The organism is Clostridium disporicum (genome assembly GCF_001405015.1).
GTDB lineage: Bacteria > Bacillota > Clostridia > Clostridiales > Clostridiaceae > Clostridium > Clostridium disporicum_B.
Genome location: NZ_CYZX01000003.1, coordinates 63,595 through 81,074 on the forward strand (window position 1 = coordinate 63,595; position 17,480 = coordinate 81,074).

Annotated in this window: 15 protein-coding genes and 1 pseudogene; 3 read left to right on the top strand and 13 right to left on the bottom strand. The window is 29.4% G+C overall.

Going from position 1 to position 17,480, the window contains the following annotated elements; genetic code table 11:
- Positions 1-19 precede the first annotated feature (19 nt).
- From scfB to ARA56_RS02680, 8 genes and pseudogenes are all read right to left on the bottom strand, one after another.
- On the bottom strand, positions 20-1,372 hold the full coding sequence (scfB, locus tag ARA56_RS02645; RefSeq protein ID WP_055263669.1) for a thioether cross-link-forming SCIFF peptide maturase: 1,353 nt from the start codon (positions 1,370-1,372) through the stop codon (positions 20-22).
- A gap of 218 nt (positions 1,373-1,590) precedes the next feature.
- Entirely contained in the window at positions 1,591-1,728 is a 138-nt protein-coding gene (gene scfA, locus ARA56_RS02650; protein WP_003371542.1) for a six-cysteine ranthipeptide SCIFF, read from the bottom strand.
- 189 nt (positions 1,729-1,917) lie between these two features.
- Positions 1,918-2,496, bottom strand: coding sequence for a CDP-alcohol phosphatidyltransferase family protein (locus tag ARA56_RS02655; RefSeq protein ID WP_055263671.1), 579 nt, complete (start codon positions 2,494-2,496; stop codon positions 1,918-1,920).
- A gap of 148 nt (positions 2,497-2,644) precedes the next feature.
- Complete coding sequence (locus tag ARA56_RS02660; RefSeq protein WP_055263673.1) at positions 2,645-3,310, bottom strand: HAD family hydrolase; 666 nt, start codon at positions 3,308-3,310, stop codon at positions 2,645-2,647.
- Positions 3,311-3,436: 126 nt separating this feature from the next.
- Positions 3,437-4,234 carry a MerR family transcriptional regulator gene (locus ARA56_RS02665; protein WP_055263675.1) on the bottom strand — a complete coding sequence of 266 codons (798 nt, stop codon included), beginning with the start codon at positions 4,232-4,234 and terminating at the stop codon, positions 3,437-3,439.
- 182 nt (positions 4,235-4,416) lie between these two features.
- Positions 4,417-4,509, bottom strand: a pseudogene (locus tag ARA56_RS17100) (NUDIX hydrolase); the annotation flags it as partial.
- A 97-nt stretch (positions 4,510-4,606) separates the two neighbouring features.
- The gene (locus ARA56_RS02675; protein WP_055263679.1) at positions 4,607-5,959 is read right to left on the bottom strand and encodes an MATE family efflux transporter; all 1,353 of its coding nucleotides are present in this window, start codon (positions 5,957-5,959) and stop codon (positions 4,607-4,609) included.
- A 91-nt stretch (positions 5,960-6,050) separates the two neighbouring features.
- Entirely contained in the window at positions 6,051-7,001 is a 951-nt protein-coding gene (locus ARA56_RS02680) for a substrate-binding domain-containing protein (protein ID WP_055263681.1), read from the bottom strand.
- 277 nt (positions 7,002-7,278) lie between these two features.
- Between ARA56_RS02680 and modA the strand changes: the two genes are divergently transcribed.
- Genes modA through ARA56_RS02695 form a run of 3 tightly spaced genes read left to right on the top strand, consistent with a single transcriptional unit; the run spans position 7,279 to position 9,828 of the window.
- The gene (gene modA, locus ARA56_RS02685) at positions 7,279-8,064 is read left to right on the top strand and encodes a molybdate ABC transporter substrate-binding protein (RefSeq protein WP_055263683.1); all 786 of its coding nucleotides are present in this window, start codon (positions 7,279-7,281) and stop codon (positions 8,062-8,064) included.
- Between the two features lie 32 nt (positions 8,065-8,096).
- Complete coding sequence (modB, locus tag ARA56_RS02690) at positions 8,097-8,780, top strand: molybdate ABC transporter permease subunit (protein ID WP_148315732.1); 684 nt, start codon at positions 8,097-8,099, stop codon at positions 8,778-8,780.
- A 1-nt stretch (position 8,781) separates the two neighbouring features.
- Positions 8,782-9,828 (top strand): sulfate/molybdate ABC transporter ATP-binding protein, encoded by a 1,047-nt coding sequence (locus tag ARA56_RS02695; RefSeq protein ID WP_055263685.1) that lies wholly within the window; start codon positions 8,782-8,784, stop codon positions 9,826-9,828.
- Positions 9,829-9,999: 171 nt separating this feature from the next.
- On the opposite strand, the gene ARA56_RS02700 is transcribed toward ARA56_RS02695, so the two are convergent.
- The 5 genes from ARA56_RS02700 to ARA56_RS02720 all read right to left on the bottom strand — a co-directional run bounded on the left by ARA56_RS02700 (position 10,000) and on the right by ARA56_RS02720 (position 17,273).
- Entirely contained in the window at positions 10,000-10,533 is a 534-nt protein-coding gene (locus tag ARA56_RS02700) for a DUF308 domain-containing protein (protein WP_055263687.1), read from the bottom strand.
- A gap of 137 nt (positions 10,534-10,670) precedes the next feature.
- Positions 10,671-11,138, bottom strand: coding sequence for a MarR family winged helix-turn-helix transcriptional regulator (locus tag ARA56_RS02705; protein ID WP_055263689.1), 468 nt, complete (start codon positions 11,136-11,138; stop codon positions 10,671-10,673).
- Between the two features lie 21 nt (positions 11,139-11,159).
- Positions 11,160-11,867, bottom strand: a complete 708-nt coding sequence (locus tag ARA56_RS02710) for a lysoplasmalogenase (RefSeq protein WP_055263691.1) — start codon at positions 11,865-11,867, stop codon at positions 11,160-11,162.
- A 377-nt stretch (positions 11,868-12,244) separates the two neighbouring features.
- Complete coding sequence (locus tag ARA56_RS02715; protein ID WP_055263693.1) at positions 12,245-13,102, bottom strand: AraC family transcriptional regulator; 858 nt, start codon at positions 13,100-13,102, stop codon at positions 12,245-12,247.
- Positions 13,103-13,268: 166 nt separating this feature from the next.
- Entirely contained in the window at positions 13,269-17,273 is a 4,005-nt protein-coding gene (locus tag ARA56_RS02720) for a pectinesterase family protein (RefSeq protein WP_055263695.1), read from the bottom strand.
- Positions 17,274-17,480: the final 207 nt, after the last annotated feature.

Here is a 17,480-nt window from a genome sequence, read left to right on the forward strand (position 1 = left end):
ACATTTTAGTTCTTAATTATTATTCTGCTTTTAGAGCGATTGCACATTCAATTCTCTTCTTTTGCATCTTACATCCGATTTCGTAAGGAATGTTCATATCTCCATTAAATGCAAAGTTATTTGATTGACATCCACCAGAGCAGTAGAATCTCGCCCAACAGTTTCTACATTTTGGCTTATTGTAGATATGTGCTTTCTTAAATGTCTTACCTAATTCAGTATCGTATGTGTCATCATATATAGAACCAAGTTTAAATTCTTCCTTACCTACAAATTGGTGACACGGATAAACTTCACCTTGTGGAGTTATTGCAACATATTCAAATCCTGCACCACAACCTGAAATTCTCTTATAAACACATGGTCCACCATTTAAATCTATATTGAAGTGATAGAAGTTGAATTCATCTCCTTCTTTCTTTCTTCTTACCATTTCTTCATATAACTTATCGTAGTTTTCAAATATTTCTGGCAAATGTTCTTCTTTAAGTTCTAACATATGACCTGATTCTAAAACTACTGGCTCTATTGATATTTCTCTAAATCCTTCATTTACCATTGCTTTAACATCTTCAAAGAAATCTGTATTAGCTCCTGTAAATGTTCCTCTTACATAGTAGTGCTTAGATTTATCTCTCTTTTCAATCATCTTCTTTATGTTAGGAAGTATATCATCATAAGAACCTGAACCATCAACTTTTATTCTTACATTATCATTTACTTCTTTTCTACCATCTAATGATAAAATTATGTTACCCATTTCTTTATCCATGAAATCCATCATTTCATCAGTTAAAAGAGTAGCATTAGTAGTCATAGTAAATCTAATATTCTTATTCCAAGCCTTTTCATTTTCTCTAGCATAAGCTATTATTTCTTTAACCTTGTCCATGATCATTGTTGGTTCTCCACCAAATAAATCAATTTCAATGTTTCTTCTTGGGCCACTTCTCTTAACTACATAATCTATAGCTTTCTTTGCTGTTTCCACAGACATTACACCTTTATGTCCATTATATTCACCTTCATCAGCGAAACAGTATTTACATCTTAAATTACATCCATGTATTATATTTAAACATACAGCTTTTATGTAATCTCTATCATCCATTGAAGAATGAGCTATCTCTTCATATTGATCTTTTGAGTATAATATTTCTTCATCTACTAACTCTTTTATCTCGTCATAAGCTTCTGATACAACATCAGCACCGTATTTTTCTCCAAATTCAGCTATAAGCTCTTCCTTTGATCTTAATATATTATCATCTACTAAGTCATATACTAGCTCGTCTACTATATGAACTGCTCCTGTATTTACATCTAACACAAAGTAGTTTTCACCTTGTTTAAACTTGTGAATTAAACTCACGTTAATCTCCTCCTAAGCATTTATATTGGTATCTATATTAAAAGCCTTCATCGGTTAAAAGTTAATAGTTAATAACTAAGAGTTACTATTGAAACTTCTCCGACCTTCTCTTCAAGAAACTCTTACCTCTACACTCTCAACTTTTAATTAAAAAAAAGCTAGAACTTTCACTAATGATATAGTAAGAGCTGTTGAGAGATTTCAACAGCTCTTATTGACTAGTTTTCACATTCTAAGTTAGCTACTGTACAAGATGTTTTACAAGCAGATTGGCAAGAGTTTGCACATTCTTTACATCCTGGTTTGCATAAGCTGTTCTTAATGTTTGTTTTATTGATTGTCTTAATATGTTTCATACTAAATCCCCTCCGGTATATTAATACTTTGACATTGTATCACATATAATACTCCAAATAAAGATATATTTTCGTTAAATGTTACTTATTTGGATAAATTAGATTTTATATCCTCTTAATATTTCATCTATTAAACAAAAAATAGCATCTTCTTCTTTCAAAGAAAATTCTATTTTAAATCGATAAAATTTATAAATCTTTATACATTTTTACATATTCTATCATATACATTATAAATGATAATGCCATAAAGAATGCCGATATTACCATTAAAATATTAACTACCATAGAATTCAACATTGGAAATGAAATTATTATAAATGTTGAAAAATAAAATACCGCTGTGGATACCTTACCAAACCACATTGCACCATCTAATTTTTTACCTTTTCTTAATAAGATAATCCCATTAATAAGCATTGATAGTTCTTTTATTACAAATAAAACTACTAAAAAGAACATCCACTTAAACTTAAACATCAGTGCAATTATAATCGCTGCTTGTGTTAACTTATCTGCAACAGGGTCTATCAATTTCCCAAGTTCAGTTACTTGATTAAACTTTCTAGCTATAAAACCATCACAGAAATCAGTAAGTCCTGATAAAAGTATAATAATAGCTGCTAAATAATAATCTACAGTATCCTTTGCATTCACATAAATATAAATAAAAGCAGGTATTAATAGAATCCTTATATAACATAATATATTAGGTATCGAGTATGCTTCTTTAAAAGTAATTTTTTTGTATTCAGTATTTTTATTCATTTATTTGTCTCCCCATAATTCCTTCTCATCTTAATTCTTACTTTTTTTCGATATAAATCTCTTATATTTAGATTCCTATTTATTTTTAAATTGTATTATAGCATAAATCTATATTTCTTTTTCTTTTATTAATATAATTCATAGATAATTAATAGTTTATTTGAAAATTCAAGTATTCTTTAAAGTCTATTAAATTTTTGAAAACTTTATGCGAAAATTTCTTCATTTCATCATCATAATCTCTTAAATCAGGAATATTTACTACTAACATTCCTGCATTATAAGCAGCCTTAACCCCCGCTAAAGAATCTTCAACTACTATGCAGTTTTCACTATCAACCTCTAACTTATTTGCTGCTTTTAGAAATATATCAGGATTTGGCTTAGCTTTCTCTACCTCATCACCACAAACTGAAACATTAAAAACACCTTCAAGATTAGACTCTTTTAAATGCTTGTCCACTCGTTCTCTCTTAGCAGATGTGGCTAAAGCTATATTATAATTATTTTCTCTTAAAAACTTTAAAAGTTCATATACCCCTTCCTTTGTAGGTACTGTTCCGTTCTCTATTCTATTAAAGAGAATATCATCCTTCTCCTTATACATCTTATCTATAGGTAAACCTTCACCATAAATACGCTTAAATGTATTTATTACATTCTTACGCCCTACTCCCATAACTGAAGTATAGACTTCTTTTGTCATTTTATATCCATACTTATCAAAAACCTCTGTCCAAGCTTCTAAATAAATTCTTTCAGTATCAAAAATCACTCCATCCATATCAAATATTACTGTATTTATTTTATCCATAGCTTGCCTCCAAACTCTTATCTTTCGTAAATCTTAATTCTAGCATATTATAAAATAATTTTTAGATTATGGCTAACTACATTTTATTCCACATAAAAAAGGTAGCACATTGTGCTACCTAAAGTATTAACTACTTATAATCCATTGCCATGTTTCTTCATTAAATTTTGCATTATAATAAGCTGCTATAGAATCTCTTAAGAATATTGCTGCACCTTCTCCAGCTGCATTATCATAGTAATCAGAAAATCTTTCATCATCTACATACATTTGCCCTAGCGATAAATGTGCTTGAACTGGATAGTTTCCAAAGAATGATAGCCATTTCTTATGAAGCTCTACTACTTCTCTAGCTTTTTCTCCCTTAGGATTTCCTTCACTCATAGCTTCTTTTAAAGTTTCATTTATAAGAGTACCTATCTTTTCTGCTTCACTCCACTGCTCCTTAGATAACTTACCAAACATAGCATAGCTTTCTTTTACTTTTTCTTCACCATACTTTTCTCTTATTTCTTTACCGTACTTTTCTTCATTTTCTTTTATTTTCTTCTTTTTAAAACCTTCAAACTTTTCTTCTGCTGACATTTCATTTCCTCCTTCTAAAGAACAAATAGTCTTTTCTACATTGATTAATAATCTTCTTAATTCTTCCTGTTTCCTTAAGATATTTTCCTTATGATCATATAGAGCTGTCTTAGGATCAAAATCCTTGCTAGTTATTATTTCTTTTATTTTTTCAAGAGGTAATTCTAATGCTTTATAAAATAATATCTGCTGAAGAATATCTACTTCTTTATCTCCATATATCCTATAACCTGATGAGTTTATTCTAAGAGGTTTTAATAATCCAATTTCATCATAATATCTTAATGTTCTAGTGCTGATACCTGCAAGTTTAGCTAAACTTTTAATGGAATATTCCAAGAAAATCACCTCCTAATATCAATATAGACTTTTACGTAACGTCAATGTCAACATTATTTATAAATATTTTTTATATTATCTAATATTCGTAAGTAACAATATGCTCTATTCCATCTTTTATACTTTTTAATCTATCTTTAAAAAATGTAGGATATGCTCTATACTCACTTAATTTATCAATAGGCAAAAAGTACATGTCCATTTTCAATAATAATTGCTGCTGCTCTATAACGAAACCATTTATTCTCTCTTTCAAATCCACAATCGTGATCCAATTACCATACCTCCATAAATCTCAAAACTTTTTACCATTATTTATTTTATATATTCTTTACTATAAATATAATTTACTTTAACGTAATTATTTTGACCTTACACCGTTGTGTAGTGAATCCATTTCCCTTTCCATACACGAGGTATAGTTATCAGTGCTTTAACACATTCATCACTTGATAAAATTAGGTAAACTAAAACTGGATGTAGTTTTAAAACAAAAGCGCATAGTAATCCTAAACCTATCTTGCATATCCATAACGTTGCTATATCTATCGCAGCACAGAATGCTGTATCTCCTCCAGCTCTTAATATTCCTACAAATATAGTTATAGTTATAGCTTGGAAGAATAATAAAAACGCTGATACATATAACATACTCTTAATTAATTCAGCTGTCTGTTCAGATGCATTTATAAATGATGGTGCTATCGGTCTAATAATTAATACCATTGTTATTACTATTATTCCTAAAATAATGCTTATCTTTACTAAAAATTTAGAAAAGCTTATTACTTCCTCTTCATGCTTTTTACCTTTACCTATAAGGTTTCCTAATACTACTCCAGCTGCTCCACCAAGTCCCATCATTGCAACACCTGAAAGTTGTTGAAATACATTTATAAAACTATTCGCTGCAATTACATTTGAACCTAATCTTCCAATAATAGCTGCCTGCATAGAGATACCTAATCCCCAATTTATTTCACTTAATAATACTGGCAAGCTATAAGTTGCAATACTCTTCCAATACTTAGATGTTTTGCAAAAAACATCTCTAACTCTGTATCTAACTTTATCTTCAATCTTATACATATAAATTAAAACTAATATACTTTCAAAAATTCTACTTATTAATGTTGCTATTGCCGCACCTCTACATTCTAATCTTGGCATACCAAACTTACCAAATATAAAAGTATAATTTAAAAATACATTTAGTATAAATGATAATCCATATATGTACATAGATATTTTTACATTCTGTATACTTCTAAGACCCATTAAATAAATTCCAGTAAAAGCTGAAAATACATATGAAAGTCCTACTATTCTTAAATATTGAGCTCCATAGTTAATTACTTCAGCTTCATTAGTAAATATAGAAACAGCTTGTTCTGGGAATATAAGAACAACTGCTGAGGCTAGTAGTCCCCCTATAATTCCTATTCTCATCATCAATCCCATAATAGCCTTTATAGCTCCTGTATCTCTTTGACCCCAATACTGAGCATTTAAAACCATTGAACCAGATGCTAGTCCAAATATTAAAGTTGTAAATATAAAATATGGTTGATTTGCTTGCGAAATACCTGCTAATTGTATTTCACTTATATTTCCTATCATAAGTGTGTCTGTAACACTTACTCCAACATTTATTAAGTTTTGTATAGCTATTGGAATAGCAATAATAATTATTTTCTTCAGTAATTCTCTATGTCTTTCTGTCATCCTCTTTCCTCCCATAATACCCTTTATTGTATTAATTATTTTAATAAAATATAAGGAGGTACTTTAACCATCTTTCACCTCCTTAATACTTTTATGTCTGAGCAATAATTTTCCCTATATCTCTTAAATCATATCCACTTAATCCATCAATTTCATCTCTAAAATCTTTTGATTGAATTATGTCAATAATAGCTTTATATATTGGTGATGATAAATCAGACTTTTTAATAACTAAATCATATCTCTCTTCTTGCATAGGAATAAAATCTATTCCTTTAACCTGAAGTGCTACTTTTTCTATTCCCATACCAACATCACCTTCTCCCCTCGCTATACTACTAGCTACTGAAAGATGTGAATTTCTTACTATGTCATATCCTCTAATACTATTTGAATCTATATTATTAGCCCTTAATTTTTCATCAAGTAATACTCTTGTTCCTGAACCTTTTTCTCTATTTACAATAGATATATTTTTATTAGCTAAATCATTCCATGCTTTAATATTATTAGGATTCCCTTTTGCTACATAAAAGCCCTGCATTCTATAAGCTAAATTTATAAGTATACAAGGTATCCCCGGCAGTAATCTTCTAACATACTCATAATTATAACCATTACTATCTCCATCCCATAAATGTGACGAGCATACTGATATCTTATCATTATATAAATCGTAAAGGTTAGTATAGCTTCCTACATTATTTCTTAGAACTCTTACATCTTTAATATTAGCCTTTATATACTCACTTAAAATATCTAAAATTTGATCCTGACCTGCAATTATTATATCGTTACTACTTATAGTATTCTTATCAATTTTCGGTACAACAACTTCTTTAGTTTTAGTTAAACTTTTCTTGTTATTACCTGACTTTTGATTCTCTATATATTCATTAACATCACATTTATCTATTCTTAACTTCTTACCTACTTTATAGCCTGGTAGCTCTCCCCTTTTTACCAATTCATATACTGTGTTTTTAGTAATATTCAGAAGTTCAGCAACTTCTATGGCATTTAGAGATTCATTCGAATTCATTTAAATCACTCCTTACTTCTATAATATTTTACCATTAAATCCTTAATAGATACAATTATGAACATTTGGTTCTAATATACACCTTCTTTAAACAAAACATGACGAAACATAACAAAACGTATTAAAACTTATCATTTTGGTATTGTATTTATAAGTTTTCAATGATAAAATACTACTTGTACACATTTACTGAAAATTACATTTTTCTAATTATTTTATAATAAACGTAAATTAATAAAATACTATAAAAAAATACAAATATAAAAGGGAGTTTATCATGAAAAAGTTTAGTAAAATTTTATCTCTATTACTAACATCATCTTTAATATTATCTTCAGTTGGATGTGGATCAACTAAAAAAGATGATACTACTTCAGTGGAACTTACAGTGTCAGCAGCTGCAAGCTTAAAAGAAGCAATGGCTGAACTTGAACCAATCTTTACTGAAAAGAACCCTAATATTTCTTTAACTTTTAACTTTGGAGCATCAGGTTCACTTCAACAACAAATTGAACAAGGAGCACCTTGTGATGTATTTATATCTGCTGGTAAAAAGCAAATGACAGCTTTAGCTGATAAGGATTTATTAGAAACTGATACAAATAAAGATTTAGTAAAAAATAGATTAGTATTAGTAAGTACAGATAATACAACTGTTACTAGCTTAGATGACTTAACTACTGATAAAGTTAAGCAAATTGCCGTTGGTGAGCCAAGTTCTGTTCCTGCAGGAAAATATGCTGATGAAGTTTTAGAAAACTTAGGGATTAAATCTGAAGTAGAATCAAAACTTGTTTTTGCAAAAGATGTTAAAGAAGTTCTTGCTTGGTCAACTTCTGAAAATGCAGATGTTGGATTTGTATATTTAAGTGATGCTTTAAGCAACAATTCTGCTAAAATAATAGAAACAATTTCTGAAGATTTACATTCACCAATTACTTATCCTGTTGCTGTAATAAAAGATAGTAAAAATATTGATGCTGCAAAAACTTTTGAAGATTTCTTATTTACAGACGAAGCTCAACAAGTATTCGAGAAATACGGATATAATAAAGTTCAATAAGTTCATTAATAATCAACCTTGGAGGAATTAACATGAGTATGAATCTGTCACCTTTATGGATATCCATTAAGACAGCCTTTTTAGCAACAATAATAACATTTATACTTGGTGTAGCTGCCGCTTACTGGATAGCTAATTCTAAAAATAAACTTAAAGGACTAATTGATGGTTTATTTACTCTTCCATTAATTCTTCCACCAACTGTTATAGGATTCTTTTTATTACTTATATGTGGCAAAAATGGTCCCGTAGGTAAGTTTTTATTAAACTTTGATATTACTTTAATATTTTCATGGACTGCTACTGTAATTGCAGCTACTGTAGTTTCTTTCCCTATGATGTATAGAACAAGCAGGGCTGCTTTTGAGCAAATTGATATTAACGTAATATCTGCTGCTAGAACTTTAGGCTTAAGTGAAATGAAGATATTCTTTAGAATTGCCCTTCCGCTAGCTTGGCCTGGAATTATTGGTGGATTAGTTCTTTCTTTTGCAAGAGCTATGGGTGAATTCGGAGCTACTTTAATGCTTGCTGGAAATATTCCTGGAAGAACGCAAACTATGCCTCTTGCAATCTTCTTTGCAGTTGAAGGTGGAGATATGAAAACTGCAATGCTTTGGGTATTAATAATAGTAGCAATATCATTATTTATGATAGTAATTTTAAATTATTGGTCTGATATTCAATTAAAACTTATGGGAAGGAGAAAGAGATAGTATGTCATTATTAATAGATATTGAAAAGCACCTTCCTACATTTGATTTAAAAGTTAAGGTAAATCAAGATAAAGGTGTCCTTGGATTTCTAGGAGCATCTGGTTCCGGTAAAAGCCTTACCTTAAAAACTATAGCTGGTTTAGATAAGCCTACTAAAGGTAAAATTATCGTTGATGGAACTGAGTTTTATAATTCAGATAAGAAAATAAACTTATCACCACAAAAAAGACAAGTAGGATTTCTATTTCAGAACTATGCGCTCTTTCCTAATATGACTGTATCTGAAAATATTCAAATTGGTTTAGGAAATCTAAAAGGCAACGAAAAATCTAAATTGTGTAAAGAATATATAGAACGTCTTGACCTTGGAGGATTAGAAAAACATTATCCTTGGCAATTATCAGGTGGACAACAACAAAGAGTTGCTTTAGCTAGAGCCTTAGTAATCTCACCCAAAATCTTACTTTTAGATGAACCCTTTTCAGCTTTAGACCATCACTTAAAACACTCTATGGAAAAGGAACTTATGTCTATATTAAAGGATTATAACGGAAATGTTATATTTGTTACCCATGATATAGAGGAAGCCTTCAGGGTATGTGATAATATAATAGTTTTTGATAAAGGAACTGCTTTAAACAATAGAAATAAGCTAGAGTTATTTAACTCACCTAAATCATATGCTGAAGCTAAACTAACAGGCTGTAAAAATATATCACCTGCAAAAGCTACTTCACCTAATAAAGTTTATGCTGAAAGCTGGGGGTATGAGTATACTGTTAATTCTTCTTTAGATGCTGATATTAGCTATGTAGGAATAAGAGCTCATCATATAGAGTTATCAACTTCTGATGACGAAGTAAACTCTTATCCATTTATTGTAGAAAATATAATTGAAAATCCTTTTGATTATACTATTTACATAAAGAATCCTAATCTAAAGACTGGAGATTTAATAAGATTTTCTTTAGATAAAAAGAAACTTAACTTTAAAATATCAGATATAATAAATGTAAAGTTTCCAAAAGAAAGTTTATTTTATTTTTAATAATATTTAAGGACTGTATCAAAATTAATTTTGATACAGTCCCTTTTTTCAATTAATTCTATCATATTTTATTTTTAATACATAAGTAGTCTATGCTTCATTTAAAGTATCAGATACTATAAATATAATACTGCTTAAAGAATGTTTGTTTATTTTTTTAGTACATATTAATCAAACTAGTTCCTCTTCTCCAGAATGTATTTTTATAATTTCAAATATACCTTCAATAATTAATTCAACACCTAATATAACAATATGTTCTAAAGCTTTTCCTAAGGGATCAAAAATTAATAAAATAGATAAGGTAAATTCAATAACTGCTTTCAATAAAGCTACAATACCTCCTTCTTTTTTATGAATTTTATATAACGCCTCATTTAAATAATTTGCAGATTTATTTAGTCCTAATAATCCCCAGAATATAACTACTACAACAAATGCATCATTCTGCTTTATTAATATTGCTATTGAAAAAGCTATCATTACAAGAGCTACTTCAAATTTCTTTCCATTTAAATCTTTATGATGGTCCTCTTTAATTCCTTCTATAAGCTTAACTACACCTTTTACTAATAAAACTATAGCACATACATCTGTTAGCCATTTGTATATTTCTTCATGAAAAAATATACATATAACTCCATTTATAATTATTAAAATAGTTGATATATAGTCCCAAACTCTTGAGCTAATCTTTCCTTCCATTTTATCACTATCTTTCTATATAGTTATATTAATTGATATATAGTTTGCCCAAATATATTATTAATATAATAATTATATTGATTATATTTATAAAAAAAAGCACTCTATCCCTTTAAGAATAGTTGTGCTTTTTCATTTTATTTTTCATTTAAGTATGAATCACAAATCATCTCAAGATTATATGTAATATAGAAGAAAACACGATAAAAGTTTTTTCGTTCATCTTCATCTAAACTTTTAGAAGCATTAGTAACTGCCTTAGCTATGGCTTCATTTATCTGATTATTTATTTCCTTACCTTCCTCTGTAAGTATAATTCTTGTACGATACTTACGACTAGGATATGTCTCAGAATATTTTACAAATTCCTTTTTAGTAAGCTCAACAATTGTTCTTGATACAGCTGCCTTATCCTCAATACATAATTTGCATAACTCTGTAGCTGTAAGTCCTTCTGGATTCTTACCAAGATAGTACATACACATCACATGACTTGGTTTCAATCCCATACGCTTAGTTTCAGCAAGCTTAATTTTTTGGATACACTTATATGCTTTTGCAACAGAAGTTGTAAATGACTCGAAACGCTCTATAACTTCAATCATAGTAATACCATTCCTTTCATTTTAAGAAGCTTTTGACATACTATTATTTTTCTCTTGTTTTGATGAATTAACACAAGCATATATAAATAGTGACATTGCAAGTAAAAATTGAGCTGGATAATATGTACTAAGACATAAATAAGAAGCAACTGAAATACCTCCAAACAAATCTAGCATCAACATAAAATCTGATATAAAGAATAATATACTTCCTATTGCAACTATGATATTAACCTGATTCTTCTCCTTTAATAAATTTGAAATTGCCTTACCAACCATAAATGAAATAATAATAGCATAAGTACAACACACACTTTGCATTAAAGAACCTCCAAAATCTAAAAATGGAGTAAATAATATAATAGTTACTGAAATCAATGAAATACAAATACCACATATTAAATCTCTAATGTTAATGGTCTCTAGCATACAGTAAGATACTAGATAAAATATATGTCCAAGAGCAAATACTGCTGTACCAAGATAGAAATTAAGTACAAGTAATATATCTCCTAGCATAGCACATACTAAAGCCACTATCATCCATATCGGAAATTTCAAGTTATTTTTATTCTTAAAACAGTATACTAAATTTATAACTCCTGCTCCAACAAACATAATACTAGCAATAGATTTAGCAGGTAATCCACCACCAAACATATAACAAACATCAAAAACTAATATAAAAATTAGCACAATAATATTTGTCAATATAAATGATTTCCTCATAATTTTCACCTTTCAATACGTCTAAAATTTGTTGAATTATCAACAATTTAAAATATATCAACAATTTGTTGAGTTGTAAACAACTCCATATTTTATGATATATTTATTAAATGAAAATATTGTGTATCTAAACTAAATAAAAAAACGATAAGCTACGTTAAACAAACATATCTTATCGCCTCTTTTATACTATAATATTACTTTCTAACTCTTCTTATAAATAGAATCCTACTATTATTAATAAAACTGTCATAGCTCCAGCCATTACGGAAGATGTTCCTCTTTTATCATTTGCTTTTCAAATAACCGTATAATGTTAGAATATCCTCCTACATTTAACTACTTCTGCTTATATATATATCTTATATAATTAATATCTATTTTTTCTTTACTGGAATCCAAATTTCACTATAATAATTTTTATCTAAGATCCCCTTTTCATACTTACTTGGGTCATTATACATTTCTATATTATAACCTGCTGCAATAGTGTATTCTCTTTCATTCGGTAGCCACTCTGAGAATATTTTCTTATTAGCTTCCTGAATTGCCTGTGGACTTGGTCCATAACAAGGGAAAATAGCCCATGTAAACTTAGGAATTGTTTTAACTATATATCCTTCCATTCCATCTTTCTCTTGAGAATAATCCTCTGCAATAAGATATTCAAATTCATCTCCACTCATTTTTTCATCAATGTTAATACCATACATTCCACAAATATCCTTTAATTTTCCTTGTGAAATATGCTCATTCCAGAATGAAGGAACCTCCATAAATGCAGATTCATACTTAAATTTCTTAGATGCTCCTATAACCTTAAACTCATCCTTCTCAACAATTTTATAATCCATAATATATCCACCTTCCAATGAAAATTTGATTCTAAGGGCAACGAAAGACTTTACCATTGCACCTTCTTTACGAACAGCAGATGGTGTAACTCCGTGAAATCTTGTAAAAGCTTTAGTAAAGCTATCTGGAGAATCATATCCATACTTTATTGCAATATCTATTATTTTTTCATTAGTAGATAAGACATCACTGCCGGCAAGCGAAAGTCTTCTTCTTTTAATATACTCACTTAATGAATAGCCACATAACATTCCAAATCCTTTTTGAAAATAAAAAGGAGAAATATTTACTCTATCTGCAATTTCTTCTATGGATAAATCCTTTGTAATATTATCTTCTATATAAGAAATAGCTTCTCTAATACTTTCAATCCATTCCATAATTTTACCCCCTCTTCATTTCGTTAATCTAATATTATCATCGTAAAAGATTGGCTTCCCGATTTTTTAGGCTTTCTTTTGTCCTATAATTATTATACTAAAAAAGTTATAGCAAAAAGCGATAAGCTATGATTTTCTTACATAACTTATCGCCTTTTTTATAATTTTACTTTTTGTCTTTTTTTCTAAATAAGAATACCCCTGCAACTATTAATAGAAGAGCTATTCCTCCTACTGCTACAGCAGACGTTCCACCTGTATTAGGTAAGTTATTAGAATTATTTTCTGTTGTATTTCCACCTACATTATCAGTTGATCCATTTACAGAGTCATCAACAGATTCATCATCTGCAGCATTACCATTAGAATTTCCATTATTGTTATCTTCAACAACTTCATCTACTACTTCTACTGTTACCTTTATCTCTTTAGTTACAGATGCACCTTGACTATCAGAAACTTTGTATACTACTCTGTATTCTCCAGCTTTTGATGTATCCACTGTATTTTCTACTACTTCGATATTTGATGTTATATTTCCATCTTCTTTATCATTTGCAGTTACATCTTCCATTACATCAAAGTTATCTCCTACCTTAATAGTTATATCTTTTGCTACTATTTCTGGTACACTGTTCATTCCTACTAATATAGGTAGTACTGTTACCTTTATTTCCTTAGTTGCTGATGCTCCTTGGCTATCTGTAACTTTATATACTACTTTGTACTCTCCAGCTTTTGCTGTATCTACTGTATTTTCTACTACTTCGATATTTGATGTTATATCTCCATCTTCTTTATCATTTGCAGTTACAGCTTCCATTGCACCAAAATTGTCTCCAACCTTAATAGTTACATCATCTGCTGTTATTACAGGTACTTTGTTCATAACTGTTAATGAAGGTAATACAGTTACTGAATATTCCTCTGAAATATCTCCTGCTGATACTGTTATAGTTTTTGTTCCAACAGCTACTGCAGTAACTACTCCATTTTCATCAACAATTGCTACATTTTCATCATTTGTTTTAAATGTTATAGTCTTTTCTGAAGCATTTTCCGGTCCTACTAAAGCATTAATAGTAGATGTTTCTCCAACCTTTAACGTAGCTTCTTTTTCCTCTAATGCTATTGAAGTTACTGGAATAAAAATTCCATATAATGTTTCAATATTAACCTTTGCTTCAACAGAAGTTGGTATCCAATCAAAAGTAAATGCATCATTGCCATTAGTCGTTGCTGAATTTTTAGCAAATACATTATTCATTTCATAATTTTTAACTTCTTCAACAGTTAATTGATTTCTTGTTTCACTTAATTTTGCTCCTAGTCCAAAGTTTCCAAATTCAAAGAAACGTGAGTCTACAGCTAAAGAGTCTGCTCCCATGTCTTCCCATCCTTTAGCAGTTATATGACTTCCCATATAATTATTAACATAAGTTACTGCTGGAGTCATTTTTTGAGTTTGGCTACTTGGTCTCCATGGTCTACCTAAAGAAACTGTATTATCTGCAATTCCTTCTTCCCCTAATAATCTTGAATTTATTATTAAGTATCCATACGCATCTTTATCCCATGTATCTGCTGCTGTAACATATCCATTATTACTTGTTGAATTTCTGTTTAAAGAAACTATTTCACAATCATTAAATACTGCCTGTGCACGTCCAAAAATAAAATCAACATCACCTTCAATATAACTTTTGTAGTAATATTGTCTTGCTGGCACTGAACTACTTGCATCAGCTAATAATGTGTCTTGGTTACCAATAAGTCTAACATTTATAAAAATACTTTGATCTGCTTGGTTATTTAAAGCAACTGCTTGCTCATTATTATTACCTTGTTCTTTAAATTCATTTGCTATAGTAATATTTTCTGCAGTAAATCCAATAGCTTTTGATTTTACTGTCACACTTGCACTTCCACTTGTTCCATATGCTTTACCTGTTTCAGGATTGATAGTCCCATTAGCAACATCATATGTCCATACAGTATTTTCACTATCTTCACCTATTATACTTATATATTGTGATTGAACTATTGTTTTTTCTTTATAAATACCATTCTTAACAAATATAACAACACGCTCTTCATTTTTAGTGCTTACAGCATTAACTGCAGCTGAAATTGTCTTATATGTTTTTATACCTTCAACAGTATCTCCATCATTTCCGCTGTAATTACTGTCTACTATCATATTAACATTTTCTTTACTTAATCTTACTATATTAAAGCTTTTTAATGTTTTCTTACAATCTTCTGTTGTTTGATATATATTAATAGTATTTCTTCCAAGCTTCAAGTTTAGCACTTGTTCAAAGCTTTCATTAGCAGCTTTAACTTCTGAATCTACTAATACTTTACCATTTTGCTCTATTGTTATAGTTCCATCTTTATCTGTATAACCAGCTATTTTTATAACAGAATCAAATACTGTATCATTTGGTTTTTCTGTAATAGTAAATTTAGCAGCATCTTTTCCATATTGAAGATTTAGTGGATTACTATTATTAGGCATCGCACTTGCTACTTGTGAATTATGACTTATTCCTTTTTCGTTTGTAGCAACTATTACATAGTAGTAATTATAATAATTACTTACATTATTATCTATATACATATTCTCTGAAGCTATTGCAATCTCTTCATAGTTTCCATCTACTGATGTTGCTCTTTTTACTATATAGCTTGTAGCATCTTCAACATTATCCCATGATAAAGTAACCTTTGAGTCACCTGCTACAGCTTTTACATTTTCTACTGTATCAACAGGCATAATATCTATCGTTGAATCATAATAAACCTTATCTGCAGTTTCTATTCTTACATTATCAAATGTAGCTGTGGCTGGAGATTCACTTCCACCATTACTTACTACAAATCCTACATTCCAAGTATTATTATCAGATGTAACGCCTTGATTTATAGGCTTAACATTAGAGAAGTCACTTGTATCAGAAATATATAAACTAAAGTTATTTCCTTGTTTAACTATTTTTATGTACTTACCTTTATCTGAAGCTGTTAAACCACTAATAGCTGCTGCACCTGTTTTGCCTTGAGCATTATCTCTATAAGCATATCTATATTGATCTTTGCTTGGTTCTACATATACTCCAAAATAATCCGCATTATTAGTTGTATTATTACCACGAATAAATACTCCAGCTTGTCCTTTAGGTGCATTGCTCATATCAAAATCTACAAGTCTTGCAGTAATTGTTGCATCACCTTCAACTTCATAATTAACAAATTGGTAATTATCAGTTACTCCATTATCTTTACCTATTAAATTTCCTGAACCTTCTATTGTAAAATTCTTATTTTCTTTATCAAAATTAGCATATGAAGTATTGTTTTCATTTCCAATGCTACTATTTACAAAACCTTCTGGTAAAATACCTCTATCTACAGGTGTCGTAAATGTATTACTATCAAAAACTAATCCTGTAGCATCGGTTATTGAGATATTATCAAAATTAGCTATGGTATTTGAATCTGATTCTCCGTTGCTTACTGCAAATCCAACATACCATTCATCATTATCACTTATAATTTCCTGACCTTTCATCAAAGTCTTATCAGCCGGGAAAGTTACATCATCTGAGATGAAATATTTAAAATCATTTCTCTTTTTAACTAACTTGATATATAAGTTCTTATCATTTGAAGTTATTCCTTCAATAGTTTCTGCTCCTGTACCACCCTTTTCTGAGTTGGCATCAGAGACATCTCTATAAGCATATCTATATCCATCTAAACTTGGTTCTACGTACACACCAAAATAATCTGCATTATCAGTATTATTAGTGCTACGAATAAATACACCAGCTTGCCCACTAGTTGCACTACTCATATCAAAATCTGCAAGTCTTGCAACAATAGTTGCATCTCCTTCAACTTTATAACTTACAAATTGATAGCTATCAGTTGCACCTTTGTCTTTACCTACGTATCCCCCTGTTCCTTCTATATTAAATTGTTTTGTATTATTATCATAATAAGCATTTCCTTCTGCATTGCTACCTATAGCAATACTTGAAAATCCTTCTGGCAAATATGTAAGCATATTTGCATATACTGTTTTCATATCTGGAATAATAAATCCAAATGTAAACATAACCATCAAAATACTACTTAGTATTTGATTTTTTAATCTTTTGTTCATAGCTTTCTCCCTTTCTATTTATGGTAAAATAAAAAACCGGCTAAGATCTAAAACTTATTAGATCTTAGCCGGTTGCACTGCTGACTTTATATATTCTAAGTGCCCATATTACAAATTGTAATTCTCTGTTTCTAATATATTACCATAATTATTAAATACTAAACTATCTTACTATTATTACAGATATTTAGTCTACATCCTATAACT